Source organism: Streptomyces sp. NBC_00075, from assembly GCF_045041225.1.
Lineage (GTDB): Bacteria > Actinomycetota > Actinomycetes > Streptomycetales > Streptomycetaceae > Streptomyces > Streptomyces adonidis.
Genome location: NZ_CP108243.1, coordinates 963,309 through 980,278, shown reverse-complemented (window position 1 = coordinate 980,278; position 16,970 = coordinate 963,309). Strand labels below are relative to the sequence as shown.

The following is a 16,970-nucleotide window of genomic DNA, read 5'->3' as shown; positions in this document are numbered from 1 at the left end:
GCTGCGCCGCCTCCCCTTTCAGGCCCGCAGCAGGTCTGCCAGTCTGCTGTAGGAGTCCAGCAAGGCATCCCGGTCGTACGTGCTGGTCGTGACCAGGAACTCCTGGGCCGCCGTTTCCTTCAGTACCGTCTCCAGTTCGTGGGCCACCTCTTCCGCCGTTCCGGCGAGTTGGCCCGCGAGCCCGGACTCGTAGAAGCCGCGCTCCTTCGTCGTCATCTTGCGGGACTCGACCTCTTCCGCGGGCGGCAGCGGTGGGAAGGTGCCGTGGGTGCGGGAGTGCGCCATCGACCAGGCCTCGGGGATGAGGAGCCGGCGGGCCTCCTCCTGGGTGGCGGCCACCGCTACCGTTCCCGAGATCACCACGTACGGCTCGCTCGCCCAGGGCGACGGGCGGAATGCGGCGCGGTACGTGTCGATGCCGCGGAGCATTCGGTCGCGGGAGCGCAGGTCGCCGATGACCATGGGCAGGCCCGCTCGGGCGGCGATCGTGGCGCCCTCGCCCATCGCGAGGACGAAGGGCGGGACGGTGAGGCCCTCGGCGGGGCGGGCGTGCACTCCCGTCGGGGAGGTGCCGGCGAACCAGCCGAGCAGTTCGTCGAGCTGGGCGGCGAAGTCCTCGGCCATGTCCTTGTCGCGGCCCAGGGCTCTGCGTACGCCGTCGGTGAAGCCGACCGAGCGGCCCAGGCCCATGTCGATCCGGCCCGGGAAGAGGGATTCCAGGACCCCGAACTGCTCGGCCACCACCAGGGGTTGGTGATTCGGGAGCATCACCCCGCCCGTGCCCACCCGGATCGTGCGTGTCGCTGCTGCGACGGCTGCGGCCAGTACCGTCGGCGCGGAACCGGCGACCCCGGGCACGCCGTGGTGCTCCGAGACCCAGAAGCGGTGGAAGCCGAGTCGCTCCGCCTCCCGGGCCAGCGCGACCGTGTCCCGGAGGGCCTCGGCGTCCGGGCGGCCCTCCCGGGTGCGGGAGCGGTCCAGGACGGAGAAGCGGGTCGCCGACAGGGCCGAGCCTGGGGCGGGGTGCGGTGCTGGGTTCGGCATGGCTGCTGCTCCGGACATCCTTGAGTGTGTCCTTGTCAGCGATCTTCCGGCCGCCGCTATTCCTCGCGGGTCACCGGGCACCTGTGCGAGGGTGCTGTACATGTCGACCACACCGGACGGACGGCCCATACCTCCTGCGTACGCCGACGAGCGCGTCATGCTGAGTGCCTGGCTCGACTTCCACCGGGCCACGCTCGCCCTGAAGTGTCAGGGCCTCGACGACCGGCAGTTACGCCTGGCTTCGGCGGCGCCCTCCGAGCTGACCCTGCTCGGGCTCGTCCAGCATCTCGCCGAGGTCGAACGGAACTGGTTCCAGCGGGTGTTCGCGGGTCTGGATGTGCCTCTCGTCTACGCTGAGGGCAAAGGGGACGGGTACACCCTCGTCCCCGGGCGCGGGCTCGACGAGGCTCTGGACGTCTGGCGGGCGGAGATCGCTCGGAGTCGTCAACTCGTTGCCGACGCAGCCTCGTTGGACGAGTCCGGGCGGCTCTCCGAGGCGGAGGCGGCCCACGTCGGTGGCCAGGGGATCTCGCTGCGTTGGATCATGGTGCACATGATCGAGGAGTACGCCCGCCACAACGGCCACGCCGACCTGCTGCGCGAACTCGTCGACGGGGTCACGGGGGCCTGAGCCCCGACAAACAAGTTCAACACCGTCAATCAGCAAGGGGATTCAACGTGTCTGCGCCACGCCTGCGGGCGACTCCGCTGCCGGGTATCGGAGTTCAGTACGACCTGGTCACGCGTGAGCAACGGCATCTGTCGGTCGTGGCCCACCGCGACGGTGGCCGTACCGTCAACCTGTACCGGGCCGACGATCCGGAGTCGTGCGCCCAGTCGCTGCGGCTGACCGCGCCCGAGGCCGCCTCCCTGATCGATGCGCTGAGTCCGTCGCACCACAGCTCCAGTCTGCTGTCCACCACTCCGCTGGGGCTGGTGGCGGAGCGGATCGAGGTGGCCGGCGGCTCGCACTGGAACGGGCGGGTGCTCGGGGAGACGCGGATGCGGACGGAAACCGGCGCGTCCGTGGTCGCCGTACTGCGGCGGGCGGAGGCGATCCCCTCCCCGGCGCCCGACTTCCGGCTCGCGGGCGGGGACGTGATCATCGTGATCGGCACCCGCGAGGGCGTCGACGCGGCCGCGGCGATACTCGGACGGGAGTGACATCGCCATGCACTCCCAGGTCCTGCTGATCGAGTTCGGCTCCATCATCCTCGCGCTCGGACTGCTCGGCCGGATGGCCGCCCGGCTGAGCTTCTCCCCGATACCCCTCTATCTGCTCGCCGGTCTCGCCTTCGGCGAAGGCGGGCTGCTGCCGCTCGGCGCGAGCGAGGAGTTCATCGCCACCGGCGCCGAAATCGGCGTCATACTCCTGCTGTTGATGCTCGGTCTGGAGTACACGGCCAGCGATCTCGTCTCCAACCTCAAGTCCCACTACCCGGCAGGGCTGGTCGACTTCACCCTGAACGCGCTGCCCGGTGCCGCCGCCGCACTGCTGCTCGGCTGGGGTCCGGTCGCCGCCGTCGTGCTCGCCGGGGTCACCTGGATCTCGTCCTCCGGAGTCATCGCGAAGGTGCTGGGCGACCTGGGCCGGGTCGGCAACCGGGAGACCCCGGTCATCCTGAGCATCCTGGTCCTGGAGGACCTGGCGATGGCGGTCTATCTGCCCATCGTCACCGCGCTGGTGGCCGGCGTCTCGCTCGCCGCCGGCAGTGTCACCCTGGCGATCGCGCTCGGGGCCGCCGGACTGGTGCTGTTCCTGGCCGTCCGCTTCGGCCGGGTCATCTCCCGCTTCGTCTCCAGCGACGATCCGGAGAAGCTGCTGCTGGTCGTCCTCGGCCTGACCATCCTCGTCGCGGGCATCGCCCAGCAGCTCCAGGTCTCCGCCGCCGTAGGGGCGTTCCTCGTCGGGATCGCGCTGTCCGGGGAGGTCGCGGAGGGCGCGCACACCCTGCTCAGTCCGCTCAGGGACCTCTTCGCGGCCATCTTCTTCGTCTTCTTCGGGCTGCACACCGACCCGGCCAGCATCCCGCCCGTCCTGCTGCCCGCCCTCGGCCTGGCCGCCGTCACGGCGTTGACGAAGATCGCCACCGGCTACTGGGCGGCTCGGCGCGCCGGAATCTCGGTCAAGGGCCGCTGGCGCGCGGGCGGCGCGCTGGTCGCCCGCGGTGAGTTCTCCATCGTCATCGCGGGCCTCGCGGTCACCGCGGGCGTCGAGTCCGACCTCGGTCCACTGGCGACGGCGTACGTCCTGATCCTGGTCGTCGCGGGCCCGCTCACCGCCCGCTGGACCGAGCCCCTGGCCGCCCGCGTCGGCGCGTGGCGAGCCCGGCGCACCCGGCCCGAGACCCCGGCAGAGGCGCCCACGGACGAGGCGGTGCAGCCCACGACTGTCGGCGACTGAAGAGGGTCCCAACGAAGCCACCCACCCCGGCGGTGGGTGGCTTCTGCGTTGCCTCAACTGCCGTACCTCCTGGGGAGATTGACGTTCCCTTTGCTTCCCGTTGACATTCCTCTCGGCTTGAAGTTAGGTATGCCTTACCTAACTGTCAGTTGAGAAAGGTGTCTCCCCGATCATGAGATCTCCGCTGTCCGTACGTACCGCCGTCCGTGCCGGTCTCGCCGTCGTCGCCTCCGCCGCGCTGACCCTGGGTCTCGCCACCTCGGCGTCCGCCGCGACCTCGACCCGTACCGTCGTCGACGGCACCACCACCTACAACCTGTCGCTCACGGCGCCCGACACCGCCGCCGCGACGGGCCAGGTCATCACCGTCACGGGCAGCGGCTACAACACCGGCCAGGGCATCTACGTCGGCCTGTGCGCGGTGGACGGCGCCGCGGGCGTCAACAAGCCGACACCCTGCCTCGGCGGCCAGGACGAGAGCGGTTCGACCGGTGCCTCGCACTGGATCAACAACACCTTCGGCGGCCTCTTCGCCAACAGCTCCACGTTCGGCACCGGCGGCACCTTCAGCGTGCAGATCTACGTCAAGGCCACCCTCGACGACGGCCAGGTCTGCGGCGAGGACGTCACCTGTGCCGTCGTGACCCGCGCCGACCACTTCGACACGAACGACCGCAAGTACGACGTCCACGTGCCGATCACCTTCCAGTAGTCGTCCCGCAGTCACAGAACGGGGCCCGGCCGGTCGATACCCGGCCGGGCCCCCGCCCGCCTGGCCCACCCCGAGGACCCCATGACACATTCACGCCGCAGACTCTGGGCGGCGGCCTCGCTCTCCGCCGCCTCCGCCCTCTCGCTCGCCACCCTCGGCGCCGGCTCCGGTGCCCAGGCCGCCGACACGCCGAAAACCGCCCTCGGCAAAGAGGGCCAGCGGCTCACCGTCTCCGCCTCCGCAGGTCTCGCGCCCGACGGCGAGACCCTCCAGGTCACCGGCGCGGGATACGACCAGACCAAGGGCATCTACGTCGCCCTCTGCAAGGACAACGGCGACAACCGTGTCCCCAGCCCCTGCCTGGGCGGCGCCGACACCTCCGGCGACGGCGCGGCCTCCCGCTGGATCGTGCCCAAGGGCGACACCTACGAGGGCGACCTCGCCGTGGCGTACGGCGACGGCGGCACCTTCGACGTGACCCTCGACATCAAGGCAGCGGGCGACGGCCTCGACTGCGCCGCCGTGTCCTGCGCGATCGTCACCCGCGTCGACCACCGGGGCAGCGGCGACCGCTCCCAGGACGTGCGCGTCCCCGTCACCTTCACCGGTCAGGAGCCCGGAGGCGGCGGCGAGGGCGTCGACGTACCCGCCGGGACCGTCAGCTACCGGCAGGCGGCCGAGTTCACCACCACCGGCAAACCGCTCGACGTGCTGCTGCACCCCGACTCCGGGAAGCTGTACGTCGGTTCGGACAACCTCGCCGACACGGCCGACGTCGACGAGCGCGGCCTGTACGTCCTCGACCCGGTCACCGGCGCAGTCCGCAGCCACATCACCCAGGCCCCTGGCACCAACGGCGTCCTGCGCACCGCCGCAGCCGCCCAGATCGCCGCCGCACTCCCCGGGGACGGCGTCCTCTACCGCTACCCCCTGCGCGGCATCGGCACCGCGAAGGACGGCGACGCGAGCGCCAAGGGCGTCTGGCTGACCGGCGCGACCATCACCGACCTCGCCCCCGGCACCACCGCCGACAGCGTCCTGGTCGCCCAGGGCGCCACCCTCTCCGAGCTGGAGACGGCCACCGGAGCCGTCCGCCGGACCCTCACCCTGGACGGCGGACGCCGGATCGCCGTCGACTCCACCCGGGCCGCCCTCTGGTCCGCGGGATCCTCCGCCGGACAGCTGCGCCGCGTCGACACCGGCACCTTCGCCGTCACGGCGACCGCCGAACTCCCGGACGAGACCATCGGGTTCGTCGAGATCGACCCCGCGACCGGCAACGTCTGGGTGGGCGTGGGCAGTTCGGTGCTCGTCTTCGACCAGGACGCGAAACTCCTCGCCACCGTCGAGGGCACCGACGAGCCCGCCGCGGCCGCGTTCGACCCGTCGACGGGCAGTGTCTTCGTCGTCCGGCAGGACAACGGCGACAACGGCAGCGGCGGCGACAACAACGGCTCGCTCGCCGTGTACGACACGACGACGTACCAGGCCGCGGTGGAAGCGGTGCCGCTGCCGGGCAACCACTCCCAGCTCGGCTCGGCCGCGATCACCGTCGCCGCCGACGGCAGGACGGTCCATGTCACCAGCCCCGCCGAGGGCAAGGTCGTCAAACTGGACCGGTTCGTGTCACCCAAGGTCGTCCAGGCACCGACCGACCAGACGGTCACGGTCGGCGACACGGTCACCCTCATCGCCCAGGCGGAGGGCACGCCGGAACCGACCGTGCGCTGGCAGGTCAGCACGGACGGGGCCCAGACCTGGCAGGACCTGCCGGACGCGACGGCGAACACGTACGCCTTCACCGCCGGGACCGGCCACGACGGCCACCGCTACCGCGCCGAGTTCACCAACACGGCCGGCACCACCCGCACCACGCCCGTCACCCTCACCGTGACCGCAGAGTCGACCACCGGCGGCGACACCGGGGGAGACACGGGCGGCGACACCGACGGCGGCACGACCGGTGGAACCGACGGCGGCACCACCGGCGACAGCACCGACGGAGGTACGACGGGCGGCAGTTCCACCGGAGGAAGCACGACCGGGGGCGGCACCACGGGTGGCACCGACACCACCGGCGGCTCGGGCTCCACCACCGGCGGCACCACGGCCACCGGCTCCACCGGCGGCAGCCTCGCCTCCACCGGCGTGGGCGTCCTGGGGATGGCAGGGGCCGCCGCCGCGCTCACCGCGGCCGGCTGGTTCGCGTACCGCCGTGGTCAGGCAAAGGGAACCGACGGACTCAGCCCCCACACCGGAACAGATTGAACCGGACGACTCCATGTCCCGCCGCCTGGCCCTCCCCAGCACCGCGAGCAACAGCCGGTAGGGGAGGGGCAGGCGGCGCGACACCGTCGGGGTCGTCACAGCGCCGGCGCATCCGGGCCGCCATGTCGCCGAGCACGTCGTGGTCGAACCAGTGCACCGGTGCCGTTGTCCGGCCGCTCGAACCGGGTGTTGAGACCCGTGCCGATCTCCACGCAGCGTCCGCCGCGCGCCCGTAGAGCGGGATGAGCAACGTCCGGCAAGGGAAGACTCCCGACTACGCCTCGGGCGGCAGGGGTCGCACCAGCCCCGACTGATAGGCGATGACGACCAGTTGGGCCCGGTCGCGGGCGCCCAGCTTCGTCATCGCGCGGTGGACATGGGTGCGGACGGTCAGCGGGCTGACGTACAGCTTCTCCGCAATCTCGTCGTTCGAGCCGCCCTCGGCCGCCAGGCACATCACCTCCCGTTCGCGGGTCGTGAGCGCCGCGAGCCCCTCCGGAGTCGCCAACTGGGTGCCCGGAGCGGGGGAGTTGAGGAAGCGGGTGATGAGGGTGCGGGTCGCGTTGGGGGAGAGGAGGGACTCACCGGCGGCCACCGTGCGGATGCCGGCGAGGAGCGCCTCGGCGGTGACGTCCTTGCCCAGGAAGCCGCTGGCGCCGGACCGCAGCGCCTGGGCCACGTACTCGTCCGTCTCGAACGTCGTCAGGATCAGTACCCGTGTCGCGGACAGTTCCGGGTCGGCGCAGATCGCGGCGGTGGCGGCCAGGCCGTCGGTGCCGGGCATCCGGATGTCCATCAGGACCAGGTCGGGGAGGTGGGTGCGGGTCAGCTCGACCGCTTCCCGGCCGTCGGTGGCCTCGCCGACCACGGTCATGTCGGTCTCGGAGTCGATCAGGATCCGGAACGTCGCCCGTAGCAGGGCCTGGTCGTCGGCGAGCAGGACGCGAATCGTCATGAGGTGCGCTCTTCTTCTCGGGAGGACTGAGGGTAGAGGGGCAGCGCGGTGGAGACCTCGTAGCCGCCCTCGGGGCGGTGTCCTGCCTCCAGGTTGCCGCCGACGGACTGGGCGCGCTCCCGCATCCCGATGAGACCGAACCCGCGCGCGGGCGCGGCCGGGGCGGGACCGGCGGGGACCGTGACGGCGGCGGCGTTGTTGGTGACCGTGATGGTCAGCCGGTCCGCCGAGTACGCGAGCCGCACGCATGCCGTCGCGCCGACGGCGTGCTTGGTGATGTTGGTGAGCGCCTCCTGCACGATCCGGTACGCCGTCAGGTCCACCCCCGGGGACAGCGGGCGCTCCTCGCCCACGGTGGTGAGGGTGACGGTGAGCCCGGCCGACTGGACCGTGTCGATCAGCTCGGGCAGCCGGGAGAGCCCGGGGGCGGGTTCCAACGGGGCGTCGATGTCGTCGGCGTGGCGCAGCAGGCCGACGGTGGCCTTGAGTTCGCGCAGCGCCGACGAGGTCGTGCCGGTGAGGTCGTTCAGCATCCGGCGGGTCTGCTCCGGGTTGCTGCGCGCGAGGTGCGCGGCCGTGGTCGCCTGGGCGTTGGCCAGGGCCAGATGGTGGGCGACGACGTCGTGCAGCTCCCGCGCGATGCGCATGCGCTCCTCGGTCACCCGGTGACGGGCCTCCTCGTCGCGGGTCCGCTCGGCGTGCTCGGCACGGGCGTGCACGGCCTCCAGATAGGCGTGGCGCATCCGCCGGGAACTGCCGGTGGCGACCGGGACCAGTACGTAGGCGATGGGCGCGACCGTCTTGAGGACGAGCGGATGGTCGACCGGGTCCAGGAGGGTGGCCGTCGCCACCAGCAGGACGATCATGCCGATGGTGTAGATCCGGGTCGTCCGCCGGTCGGTGAGGATGGCCAGCCAGTAGATCGCGACCATGGCGGGCGCCAGCATCAGCACGGTGAGCAGATAGCCGAGCGCGCTCGCGGTCATGGCACAGACCGTGGTCACCATGACGGCCGTACGGGGATGGCTGCGGCTCAGGAGCACGCCCGTGCACGCGTTGACGGCGATGAGCACGGCGGGCCACAGGCCCTCCGGCGGGGTGGAGCCGGGGAGGGTGACCCGGGCGCCGATCAGGAAGAGGGCGAACAGGGTCACGACGGTCACCGTGTCGACGACACGGGGATGGCGTGCCATGGAGCGCTCCAGATCGATGCTCATCGTTTCTCCGGTCAGGGGGCGTGGACCCATGGTCCACGACAGTGCGTCATGACGTCCGGCGAGGGCCGCCCGTGTGTCCAGCACGGGCGACCCCCAGGGCGTACGGCCGATTCGTCAGACCCGGACCGCCTCCCGGTCCGCCGTACCGTCCGCCCCGTCTTCGGGTGTGGCCGCCCTGTGCGCGAGGGCCTCGCCCTCCACGTCGACCCGGGGCAGCACCTTGTCCAGCCAGCCCGGCATCCACCAGGCGGCCTTGCCGAGCAGCGCCAGTACGGCGGGGACGAGCGCCATCCGGACGACGAAGGCGTCGAACAGGACGGCCACGGCCAGTCCGAAGCCGATCATCTTGATGATGGACTCGCCGGCTCCGATGAACCCGGAGAAGACGGCCATCATGATCAGCGCGGCGGCGACGACGACCCGGGCGCTGTACCGGAACCCGGTGACGACCGCCTGCGCGGGCTCGTCCCCGTGGACGTACGCCTCCCGCATCCGGGCGACCAGGAACACCTCGTAGTCCATCGCGAGTCCGAAGACGATGCCCACCAGGAAGATCGGCATCATGCTCATGATCGGACCGGTGGTCTCCACCCCGAGCAGGTCCGCGCCCCATCCCCACTGGAACACCGCGATCACGGAACCGAGCGCCGCCAGGACGGAGAGGAGGAAGCCGAGGGCCGCCTTGATCGGTACGAGGATCGACCGGAAGACCAGCAGGAGCAGCACGATGGCCAGACCCACGACCACGATCAGGTACGGGATCAGCGCGTCCTGCATCTTCTGGGCGACGTCGATGTTGGCCGCCGTGGTGCCGGTGACGCTGAACTCCGCGTCCGTGCCGGCCACCGTCGCCGGCCGCTCGGACCGGATCTTCTTCACGAGGTCCTGCGTCTTCTTGTCGGTCGGCGCGTCGGCCGGGACCGCGGAGAAGATCGCCGTGTCACCGGCCGAGTTGAAGCGGGCCTGGGAGACGGACACGACCCCCTTCGTGGCGGCGATCTTCTCGGAGATCGTCGCCACCGCACTCTTGGCGTCGGGGGCACCCTTGGCGTCCACGACGATCGTCAGCGGGCCGTTGAAGCCGGGGCCGAAGGCCGTCGCGAGGTCGTCGTAGGCGCGGCGCTCGGTGGTGGAGGTCGGCTTGGCCTCGTCGCCGGACGTGCCCAGCTGGAGGTCCATCACCGGTATCGCGAGGGCGCCGAGACCGGCCACCGAGGCGATCAGCACCGGGATCGGACGGCGCAGCACGAACCGGGCCCAGCGGGTGCCGCCGTTGTGCTCGGCGGCCGGCTTGATCCGTCCGGCCTTGCGGGCGGAGCGCGAGAGGAGCGCGTTCGGCCAGAAGCCCACCAGGGCCGGGACCAGCGTCAGCGCGACGAGCACACCGACACCGACCGCGCCCGCCGCCGCGAGCCCCATCTTCGTCAGCATCGGCACGCCGACCACCATGAGCCCGGCCAGCGCGATGACGACGGTCAGCCCGGCGAAGACGACCGCCGAACCGGCGGTGCCTGTCGCGAGCGCCGCCGCCTCCTGCGGGCTGTGCCCCTTGCCGCGCTCCTCCCGGTACCGGGACACGATGAACACCGCGTAGTCGATACCGCAGGCCAGACCCAGCATGCTGGCGAGCGTCCCGGTCGTCGACGACAGCCCGAGCGCGCTGCTCAGCGCCAGGATCGAGGCCATGCTGACGCCCACCCCGATGACCGCGGTCAGCAGCGGCAGCCCGGCTGCGGCCATCGAGCCGAAGGTGATGAGGAGGACGAGGGCCGCGATGGCGATACCGATCGCCTCGGCCGTAGCGCCCGCCGCGGGAGTCGTCGCCAGCGCCGTACCGCCGACCTCGACGGTCAGCCCCGAGCCCTGGGCCTCCTTGATGGCGGCCTTGAGATGGTTCTTGGTGGCGTCGCTGAGATCGTCGGGCTTCGCCTTGTAGCTGACGGTGGAGTACGCGGTCGAGGCGTCCTCGCTGACCGCCTTGGCCTGGAAGGGATCGGCGGCGGACGAGACCTGTGAACCGTCGCCCACCTCGCCGACGAACTTCTCGATCGCCGCCCGATTCTCGGTGGCGGTGACCTTCTCGCCGCCCGGGGCCACGAAGACCACCCGGGCACTGGCGCCATGTGCGTTGGAGCCGGGGAAGCGCTGGTCCATCAGGTCGAATGCCTTCTGGGACTCGATCCCAGGCATCGTGTTGTCCGCGTCGGGAGCGGCGGGCGCCGTGGCCGCACCGGCACCGACGGCGGCGAGCACCGCCACCCACATCAGGGCGACGTACCAGCGCCGCCGGAAGGCCAGTCGGCCCAGTTTGTACAGGAAGGTAGCCACGAGGGGGAGGTCTCCAGATCGTCGGATCTCGGGTACCTGCCAAGGCTCCCGGTACCGACCCCCTCCCGTCGTCGTGCACCTGTCGACAATCGCGACTACTGAGAACGCAGTACACAGCCCTCACCGGTCGTTCCTGCGGCCGACGGGCGGTACCCCTCGGGTAGGGGTACCGCCCGCGACGATCAGCAGACCTACGACGGTCAGGACACGTACGACGCGCCCTGCGCCGTACTCACGACCGTGTTCGCGTTCGCCTGCGTGAGCAGCCCCGCCGTCACCCAGGCGGCCGTCGTCGACTGCACCCGGGAGACCAGCGTCGCCTTGTTCGCGAAGGGCGCCCCGGCCCAGATCTCGTCGAGCAGTGTGGTGCCGTCGGCCTTCGCCGGATTGGCGACCCCGGAGGAGACGGTCCCGAACACGACGGTCGGCTCGGTGCGCCGGACGTAGGCGTGCGTCGGGTCCTCGGTCCCCTCGGAGAAGGGGGCGAACTCGGTGCCGTTGAGCGTGTAGTGCAACGGCTTGCCGCTCACCGGCGTCAGGGAGGGCAGCAGATCACCCGAGAGCGCCGCGTTGCGGTACAGCGCGAAGGACAGATAGCTGGTGCTCGTGCTCCGGGCGACCAGGTTCACCGGACCGTAGAACAGGGTCTGGAGCGACGGGTCGTCGAGCGCCTTCTCGACCCGCAGCCGGAACGGCACGCTGATCCGTACGACATCCCCGGCACGCCAGGTCCGCGACACCGCGAAGTAGCTCCCGGCGACCGGAGTCCCGCTCACCGCCTGCCCGTTGACGGTCACCTGGAACCCGGCCGTCGCCCACACCGGCACCCGCAGCCGCAGCGCGAAGGCCGCGCTGCCGCCCCCGAAGGTGAGCGTGGTGCCCTGCTCCTGCGGATACGTGGTGGCCTGGGTGACCGTGACGCCCTTCTCGGCCCAGGTCAGGGTGGAGGGGCTGTACAGGTTGACGTACAGGGAGGCGCCGTCGGCCGACTTGAAGTACACCGAGTCCTGGTACTTGGTGGCGCTCTCCATGCCGGTGCCCTCGCAGCAGGTGGTGCCCTGCTTGGGCGTGTAGTCGCGCACGTGCCCGGGCGTGAGCCCGATGAAGTACGTGACGAGTGGCTTCTCGGCGTCGGCCTTGTCCTGCTTGGAGCCGAGCACCTGGTTGTAGAGGGCCCGCTCGTAGTAGTCCATGTACTTCGGGTCCTGCTCGTGGAAGAACAGCATCCGGCTCAGCTTGAGCAGGTTGTACGCGCAGCACGTCTCGGCGTTGGTGTCGCTGATCGTGCCCGCGATCGCCCCGCGCGCCCTCCAGAACTCGCCCGTGCTGGTGCCGCCGATCCCGTACATGCGCTGCGGGATCACCATGCCCCAGAAGTTCTTCGCGGCGGTCAGATAGCGCGTCTCACCCGTCGCGTCGTACAGCCGGACGTATCCGGTGAAGATCGGGATGTGCTGGTTGGCGTGCAGGCCGTCGAGGATGTCGTTGTTCGCCGCGCACGCGTCGATGAGCGTGTCGAGGTCGAACAGCTTGGCCAGGGCGAGGTGTTCGGCCTTGCCGGTGATCGAGTAGAGGTCGACGATCGTCTCGACGATGCCGCCGAACTCACCGCTGGAGAAGATCCCCCACATCCGCTGGAGCGTGGCGTCGGGCAGTTTGGACAGCCGGGAGTACATCCAGTCGCACATGCCCGACGCGAGGTCGAGCGCCCGGGCGTCGTCCGTGGCGAGATAGGCGTCCAGCAGACCCTTGAGGATCTTGTGCGCCGTGTAGTAGGGCGCCCACACCTTCGTGTAGTCGCCGCTGGTCATCGACTCCAGCGCGATGAACTGCGTCTCCGGGTAGGCGGCGAGGAAGCCCTGGTGGCTCGGGCCGCCCCAGGTGCGGCGCAGGGTGGCGGTCAGTCCGCGCCCGGAGGCGTCGCCGAAGGTGGAGCCGGTGGTGGCGGAGAAGTAGTACGAGGCGAGGTTGCCCAGCCCGGCGGAGGAGTTCTTGGCCTCGTTGCCCTGGAGCGAGGTGATGTCGGCGGCGGTCAGGGCGCGCGAGTAGACGTTGAACTCGTCGAAGGCGCCCGCGTAGACCGGGTCGCCGGAGTAGTTGGAGCGGCCGAGCCAGTTGTTCGTCAGGGTGCCCAGGACGGACGGGTTGACGGTCATCGCGGTGTTCGTCGCGACGGCGGTCCCGTTGACGTAGAGGGTGCCCGTGGTGCCGGAGATGGTCACCGCGAGGTGGCTCCACTGGTTCAGCGGCAGCGCGGCGGTGCCGTTGAGGCCCTGTTCGGCGCCGGCGCCGTTGGTGGTGATGGCGAAGCGCGGCACGCCGCTCGCGTTGCGGGAGGCCAGGTACATGTACCGGGTGGTGTTGTTGCCGAAGTCGAAGACGCGCTGCCAGTTGGCGTCGTGGGTGGGCTTGACCCAGATCGACAGGGTGATCGCCGCGGCACCGCCCAGGACCGCCGCCGGGAGGTCGACGTACTGGTAGGAGCCCCGGACGTTCTCGTGCGCGCCGCCCCACTTGCCGGTGACGGTGAGCATGCGCGGGTCGGTGCGCAGGGCCGCGCGTACGTCGGTCAGCGCGCCGAGCATCGTCCCGATCTTGGTGGCGTAGGTCTGGTCGCCGGTGCTCGCGTAGGCCTGCGACAGCATGCTGAGGAAGTGCCCGGTGTAGTGGCCGCGCAGGTTGCCGTTGGCCTCGCCGTCCAGGCCCTCCCAGCCGCCCGGGGCGACCGCGCCGCCGGTGGAGAGGCCCGCGTTGGCGCGGAACACCTGGAGCAGCCGGTTCACGTCGTAGCCGCGTCCGTGGTCCAGCATCAGCTGGCGCTTGCTCGAGAAGACGCCCGAGCCGAGCGAGACCTCCTTCAGTTCGAACGGGCGCAGCGTCCAGGCGGACGGCGCGGGCAGGGCTGCGGCGGCGGCCCGGCCGGAGGCCGCGTAGGCGAACGCGGGTGCCGCCGCCGCGAGGATCGCGCTCTGGAGCAGGAACCGTCTCGACAGATGGGGGGTCACATATGCCTCGTCTCTGAGGTGTCCGACGTGTCTGACCTGGGCTCTACTCGGCGTAGTAGGTCGCGTCCTGCTGGTCCAGGGAGGTGCTGAGCGGCTGGAGCTGGAGCAGGCTGTTGTAGTGCCGGATGAAACGGCCCGGGAAGTTGTACGACTCGAAGGACACCCCGGCCGCGTCGGCGAGGCCCGCCCGGCGGGTGAAGGAGGCGTCGGCCAGGAAGGTGGCCGTGCCGTCGTTCTTCTCCACCCACAGCTCGTAGTTCTTGTGCCGGAGGTAGTAGCCGGGGAAGTTCGCCGACTCCAGCGAGACGGTCCCCGAGCCGGTCAGCCCGGTGACGATCCGGAACTGCGAGTCGGCGAGGTTGGTGACGTTCGCCTCGATCTTCGCCCGGAACTCCCAGTGCCGGATGTACCGGTCGGGGTAGTTGAACGAGGAGAAGCGGACCGGGGTGAGCCCGTCGGAGACCGGGATGCCGAAGTTCGGGGTGCCGTCGGCGTTCCAGTACAGCTTCTGGTAACGGGTGCGCCGGTTGGGGTCGTTGAGCGGATCGCCGCTGATGTCCTTGTAGTTGCGGTCGTGGTAGACGAGGACGTCGGACTTGCCGTCCTCGGAGACCGTGAACGTGTTGTGGCCCGGCCCGTACTGCCCGGTCGAGGCGTTGCTCGTGAACACCGGCGTCGAAGTCTTCGTCCAGGAGGCCGGGTTGAGCAGATCGGCGGAGGCGGACGCGGTGAGCAGGCCCAGGCAGTAGTTGGCGTCGGTGGCGCTCGCGGAGAAGGCCATGAAGACCTTGCCGCCCCGCTGGATGACCGACGGTCCCTCGTTCACCGTGTGCCCGATGATCTCCCAGGACAGCGTGGGCCGGGAGATCATCGCCGGAGTGCCGCTGATCGTCCAGGGGTTGGACATCTTCGCGAGGTAGATGTTGGTGCCGTCGCCGACGGCCGGGTCGTTCTGCGCCCAGCTCAGATAGCGCGTCCCGTTCACCACGAAGGTCGTCGCGTCGAGCGAGAAGGTGTCCAGCGGCAGCGCGATCCGGCCCTTCTCGGTCCAGGTCCCGGTGATCGGGTTGGCGGCCGAGGACTCCAGGACGTACGGCCGGATCTTCCAGATGTCGTTGGAGGCGCCGGCCGCGAAGTAGATGTACCACTTGCCGTCGATGTAGTGGATCTCCGGAGCCCAGATGTGGGCGCCCATCTCACCGCTGGCGTGCTTGGTCCAGATGGTCGTCTCGGCGGCCGACGCCAGACCCTGGAGCGTGGTGGCCCGGCGCAGCACGATCTTGTCGTACGCGGGGACCGTGGCCGTGAAGTAGTAGTAGCCGTCGGTGTGCTTGTAGATGTGCGGGTCGGCGCGCTGCGCGGCGATCGGGTTGGTGAAGGTGACGGCCGGGGAGGCCGGGACGGCGGCGAACACCGGGGTACCGACGGCGACGGGCACGGTCACGGCGACGACCAGGGCCGTGCAGGCTTTGAGGAGCGTGCGTCTGCTGGTCGAGCTGCTGCGGGTGCGGTCCACGGCGAGTCTCCTTCAGCGGCCTGTTCCCTGGCCGACATTGTTCGATATATGGAACGGTGTACGGAGGTTCGACCGAAAGATAGGTATGGGGCGTGAGCGAGTCAATGTTTCCGACAGGTTGAATTCCGGTTGATCGCTCACGCCACCGATACGCACCCCGATACGCCCGCCGAAGATCGCCTAGAAACGGGCCCCGATGTTCGTACCGGCGCGCGGCACAAGGAAGTTGGGAGCGGCGGGCAGCGAACCGTCCGCCCGACGCGAGCCGGTGATGGCCGCCGGGTCGGTGCTCAGTACCGACGCGGCGTTCCAAGTGCCGCCCAGATCCCAGGAGTTGCCGGTGGAGACGGTGGCGGAGCCGAGGGCGACGGCCCGTCCGTCGGCGACCGACAGGTTGGCGTTGAGGGTGGCGCGTCCCCCGGAGGTGTCCACGTCGAAGCCGGTGCCCGCGTTCCCGTACGCGGTACTGCGGCTGATGGCGATCGCGCCCGGATTGCCGTTGTCCGTGATGCCGTGCGCCGCGTTCCTGAACGCGGCCGTGTTGCGCAGGACGTGTGCCGCGGCGGGCGCCGGTGTGCCGCCGCCGAGCTTGAAGCCGTTGCCGTCGCCCGCGAAGTCGGGGAAGTTCCAGCGGTTGACGCCGTTGCCGTACGCGATGGTGTTCTCGATCGTGATCGGCGAGGTGAACTTCCAGGCGTCGAAGCCGTCGTCGACGTTGTTCCACAGCCGCGCGCCCCGCACGACGTTGCCGGTCCCGCTGCCCTCCTTGACGGCCAGCCCGTCCGCGCTCTCGCCGTTCTTGCGCGGGTCGTGGTTGCCGTAACTGTCCAGCTCCAGGATCTGGTTGTGGGCGGAGGCGCCCTGGAGCTGGAAACCGGATTCGTAGTTGTCGTGGGTGATCAGGCGGGCGAAGACGTTGTTGTCGCAGCCGTCGCAGTACACGCCGTACGGCCCGTTCACGATCTCCAGCCCCGAGATCCGCCAGTAGGAGGCCTCCTGGTGGATCGCGCCGCGCTCGGCACGCGGGATGCTGCCGCCGACCGGCGTGTGGCTCGCCGGCAGTCGCTCCCCGTCGATCACGACCCGTTCGCCCGGGTAGCCGCCCAGGGTGATGGGTTGGGACGCGGTGCCGGAGGTGGCGATGGTGATGTTGTCGGTGAGCGCGTAGGTGCCCCCGCGTACGGTGATCGTGTCGCCCGGCTTCGCCAGGTCGACGGCCTTCTGGATGGTTCTCAGGGGGTGCGCGGGCGTGCCCGGCGCCGAGTCGTCGCCATCTGTCGCCACGACGAGGGTCGTCGCGGCACTCGCCCCCTCGGCGGCGCCCACGAGCATCCCCGCTGTCATTAACGCGGTGCCCAGGACCGCCGTTCCCGTCCGGATCGCTGCGTTGCGCATGTACGGCTCCCGCCTCTGCCTCGGCTCTGTCGCCAAGGAGTGGCCGCCGGTGCCGTGGAGGTTGCCGGGTCGGTCGACTGAACCGGGTGATGGGTCGTGAGCCTGGGACGGCGAGCGATCAGATAC

General features: G+C 70.4%; 12 protein-coding genes. 5 read left to right on the top strand and 7 right to left on the bottom strand.

The genetic code is table 11. The annotated features are described in order from the left end of the window. Nucleotides 1-18: 18 nt before the first annotated feature. The gene (locus OG787_RS04410) at nucleotides 19-1,044 is read right to left on the bottom strand and encodes an LLM class flavin-dependent oxidoreductase (protein WP_405534339.1); all 1,026 of its coding nucleotides are present in this window, start codon (nucleotides 1,042-1,044) and stop codon (nucleotides 19-21) included. Between the two features lie 100 nt (nucleotides 1,045-1,144). Here OG787_RS04410 and OG787_RS04405 point away from each other — a divergent pair, with 100 nt between their 5' ends. The 5 genes from OG787_RS04405 (at nucleotide 1,145) to OG787_RS04385 (ending at nucleotide 6,428) form a co-directional block, all read left to right on the top strand. Beyond that, entirely contained in the window at nucleotides 1,145-1,675 is a 531-nt protein-coding gene (locus OG787_RS04405; protein WP_405534338.1) for a DinB family protein, read from the top strand. A 47-nt stretch (nucleotides 1,676-1,722) separates the two neighbouring features. Continuing rightward, complete coding sequence (locus OG787_RS04400; RefSeq protein WP_369032215.1) at nucleotides 1,723-2,208, top strand: cation:proton antiporter regulatory subunit; 486 nt, start codon at nucleotides 1,723-1,725, stop codon at nucleotides 2,206-2,208. 7 nt (nucleotides 2,209-2,215) lie between these two features. Beyond that, nucleotides 2,216-3,448 (top strand): cation:proton antiporter, encoded by a 1,233-nt coding sequence (locus tag OG787_RS04395; protein ID WP_405534337.1) that lies wholly within the window; start codon nucleotides 2,216-2,218, stop codon nucleotides 3,446-3,448. A gap of 172 nt (nucleotides 3,449-3,620) precedes the next feature. After that, nucleotides 3,621-4,160: a hypothetical protein gene (locus OG787_RS04390; protein WP_369032217.1), complete on the top strand. Its 540-nt coding sequence runs from the start codon at nucleotides 3,621-3,623 to the stop codon at nucleotides 4,158-4,160. A gap of 81 nt (nucleotides 4,161-4,241) precedes the next feature. Next, on the top strand, nucleotides 4,242-6,428 hold the full coding sequence (locus OG787_RS04385; protein ID WP_405534336.1) for a hypothetical protein: 2,187 nt from the start codon (nucleotides 4,242-4,244) through the stop codon (nucleotides 6,426-6,428). Nucleotides 6,429-6,702: 274 nt separating this feature from the next. Here the strand turns inward: OG787_RS04385 and OG787_RS04380 are convergent, their stop codons facing one another. From OG787_RS04380 to OG787_RS04355, 6 genes are all read right to left on the bottom strand, one after another. Continuing rightward, nucleotides 6,703-7,383, bottom strand: coding sequence for a response regulator (locus OG787_RS04380; protein WP_369032219.1), 681 nt, complete (start codon nucleotides 7,381-7,383; stop codon nucleotides 6,703-6,705). Continuing rightward, entirely contained in the window at nucleotides 7,380-8,600 is a 1,221-nt protein-coding gene (locus tag OG787_RS04375; protein ID WP_369032220.1) for a sensor histidine kinase, read from the bottom strand. Before OG787_RS04375 ends, OG787_RS04380 begins: the two co-directional genes overlap by 4 nt. A gap of 114 nt (nucleotides 8,601-8,714) precedes the next feature. Further along, the gene (locus OG787_RS04370) at nucleotides 8,715-10,928 is read right to left on the bottom strand and encodes an MMPL family transporter (RefSeq protein WP_405534335.1); all 2,214 of its coding nucleotides are present in this window, start codon (nucleotides 10,926-10,928) and stop codon (nucleotides 8,715-8,717) included. Nucleotides 10,929-11,128: 200 nt separating this feature from the next. Continuing rightward, entirely contained in the window at nucleotides 11,129-13,933 is a 2,805-nt protein-coding gene (locus tag OG787_RS04365; protein ID WP_405534334.1) for a beta-L-arabinofuranosidase domain-containing protein, read from the bottom strand. A 43-nt stretch (nucleotides 13,934-13,976) separates the two neighbouring features. Then, nucleotides 13,977-15,389, bottom strand: a complete 1,413-nt coding sequence (locus OG787_RS04360; RefSeq protein WP_405540407.1) for a family 43 glycosylhydrolase — start codon at nucleotides 15,387-15,389, stop codon at nucleotides 13,977-13,979. A gap of 240 nt (nucleotides 15,390-15,629) precedes the next feature. Further along, entirely contained in the window at nucleotides 15,630-16,844 is a 1,215-nt protein-coding gene (locus OG787_RS04355; protein WP_405534333.1) for a right-handed parallel beta-helix repeat-containing protein, read from the bottom strand. Nucleotides 16,845-16,970 lie beyond the last annotated feature (126 nt).

What these genes read in the sequence shown, in the direction of transcription:
- OG787_RS04395 (WP_405534337.1), top strand. Translation starts at nt 2,216, where the DNA reads ATGCACTCCCAGGTCCTGCTGATCGAGTTCGGCTCCATCATCCTCGCG.
- OG787_RS04410 (WP_405534339.1), bottom strand. Translation starts at nt 1,044, where the DNA reads ATGCCGAACCCAGCACCGCACCCCGCCCCAGGCTCGGCCCTGTCGGCG.
- OG787_RS04355 (WP_405534333.1), bottom strand. Translation starts at nt 16,844, where the DNA reads ATGCGCAACGCAGCGATCCGGACGGGAACGGCGGTCCTGGGCACCGCG.
- OG787_RS04385 (WP_405534336.1), top strand. Translation starts at nt 4,242, where the DNA reads ATGACACATTCACGCCGCAGACTCTGGGCGGCGGCCTCGCTCTCCGCC.
- OG787_RS04405 (WP_405534338.1), top strand. Translation starts at nt 1,145, where the DNA reads ATGTCGACCACACCGGACGGACGGCCCATACCTCCTGCGTACGCCGAC.
- OG787_RS04375 (WP_369032220.1), bottom strand. Translation starts at nt 8,600, where the DNA reads ATGAGCATCGATCTGGAGCGCTCCATGGCACGCCATCCCCGTGTCGTC.
- OG787_RS04380 (WP_369032219.1), bottom strand. Translation starts at nt 7,383, where the DNA reads ATGACGATTCGCGTCCTGCTCGCCGACGACCAGGCCCTGCTACGGGCG.
- OG787_RS04390 (WP_369032217.1), top strand. Translation starts at nt 3,621, where the DNA reads ATGAGATCTCCGCTGTCCGTACGTACCGCCGTCCGTGCCGGTCTCGCC.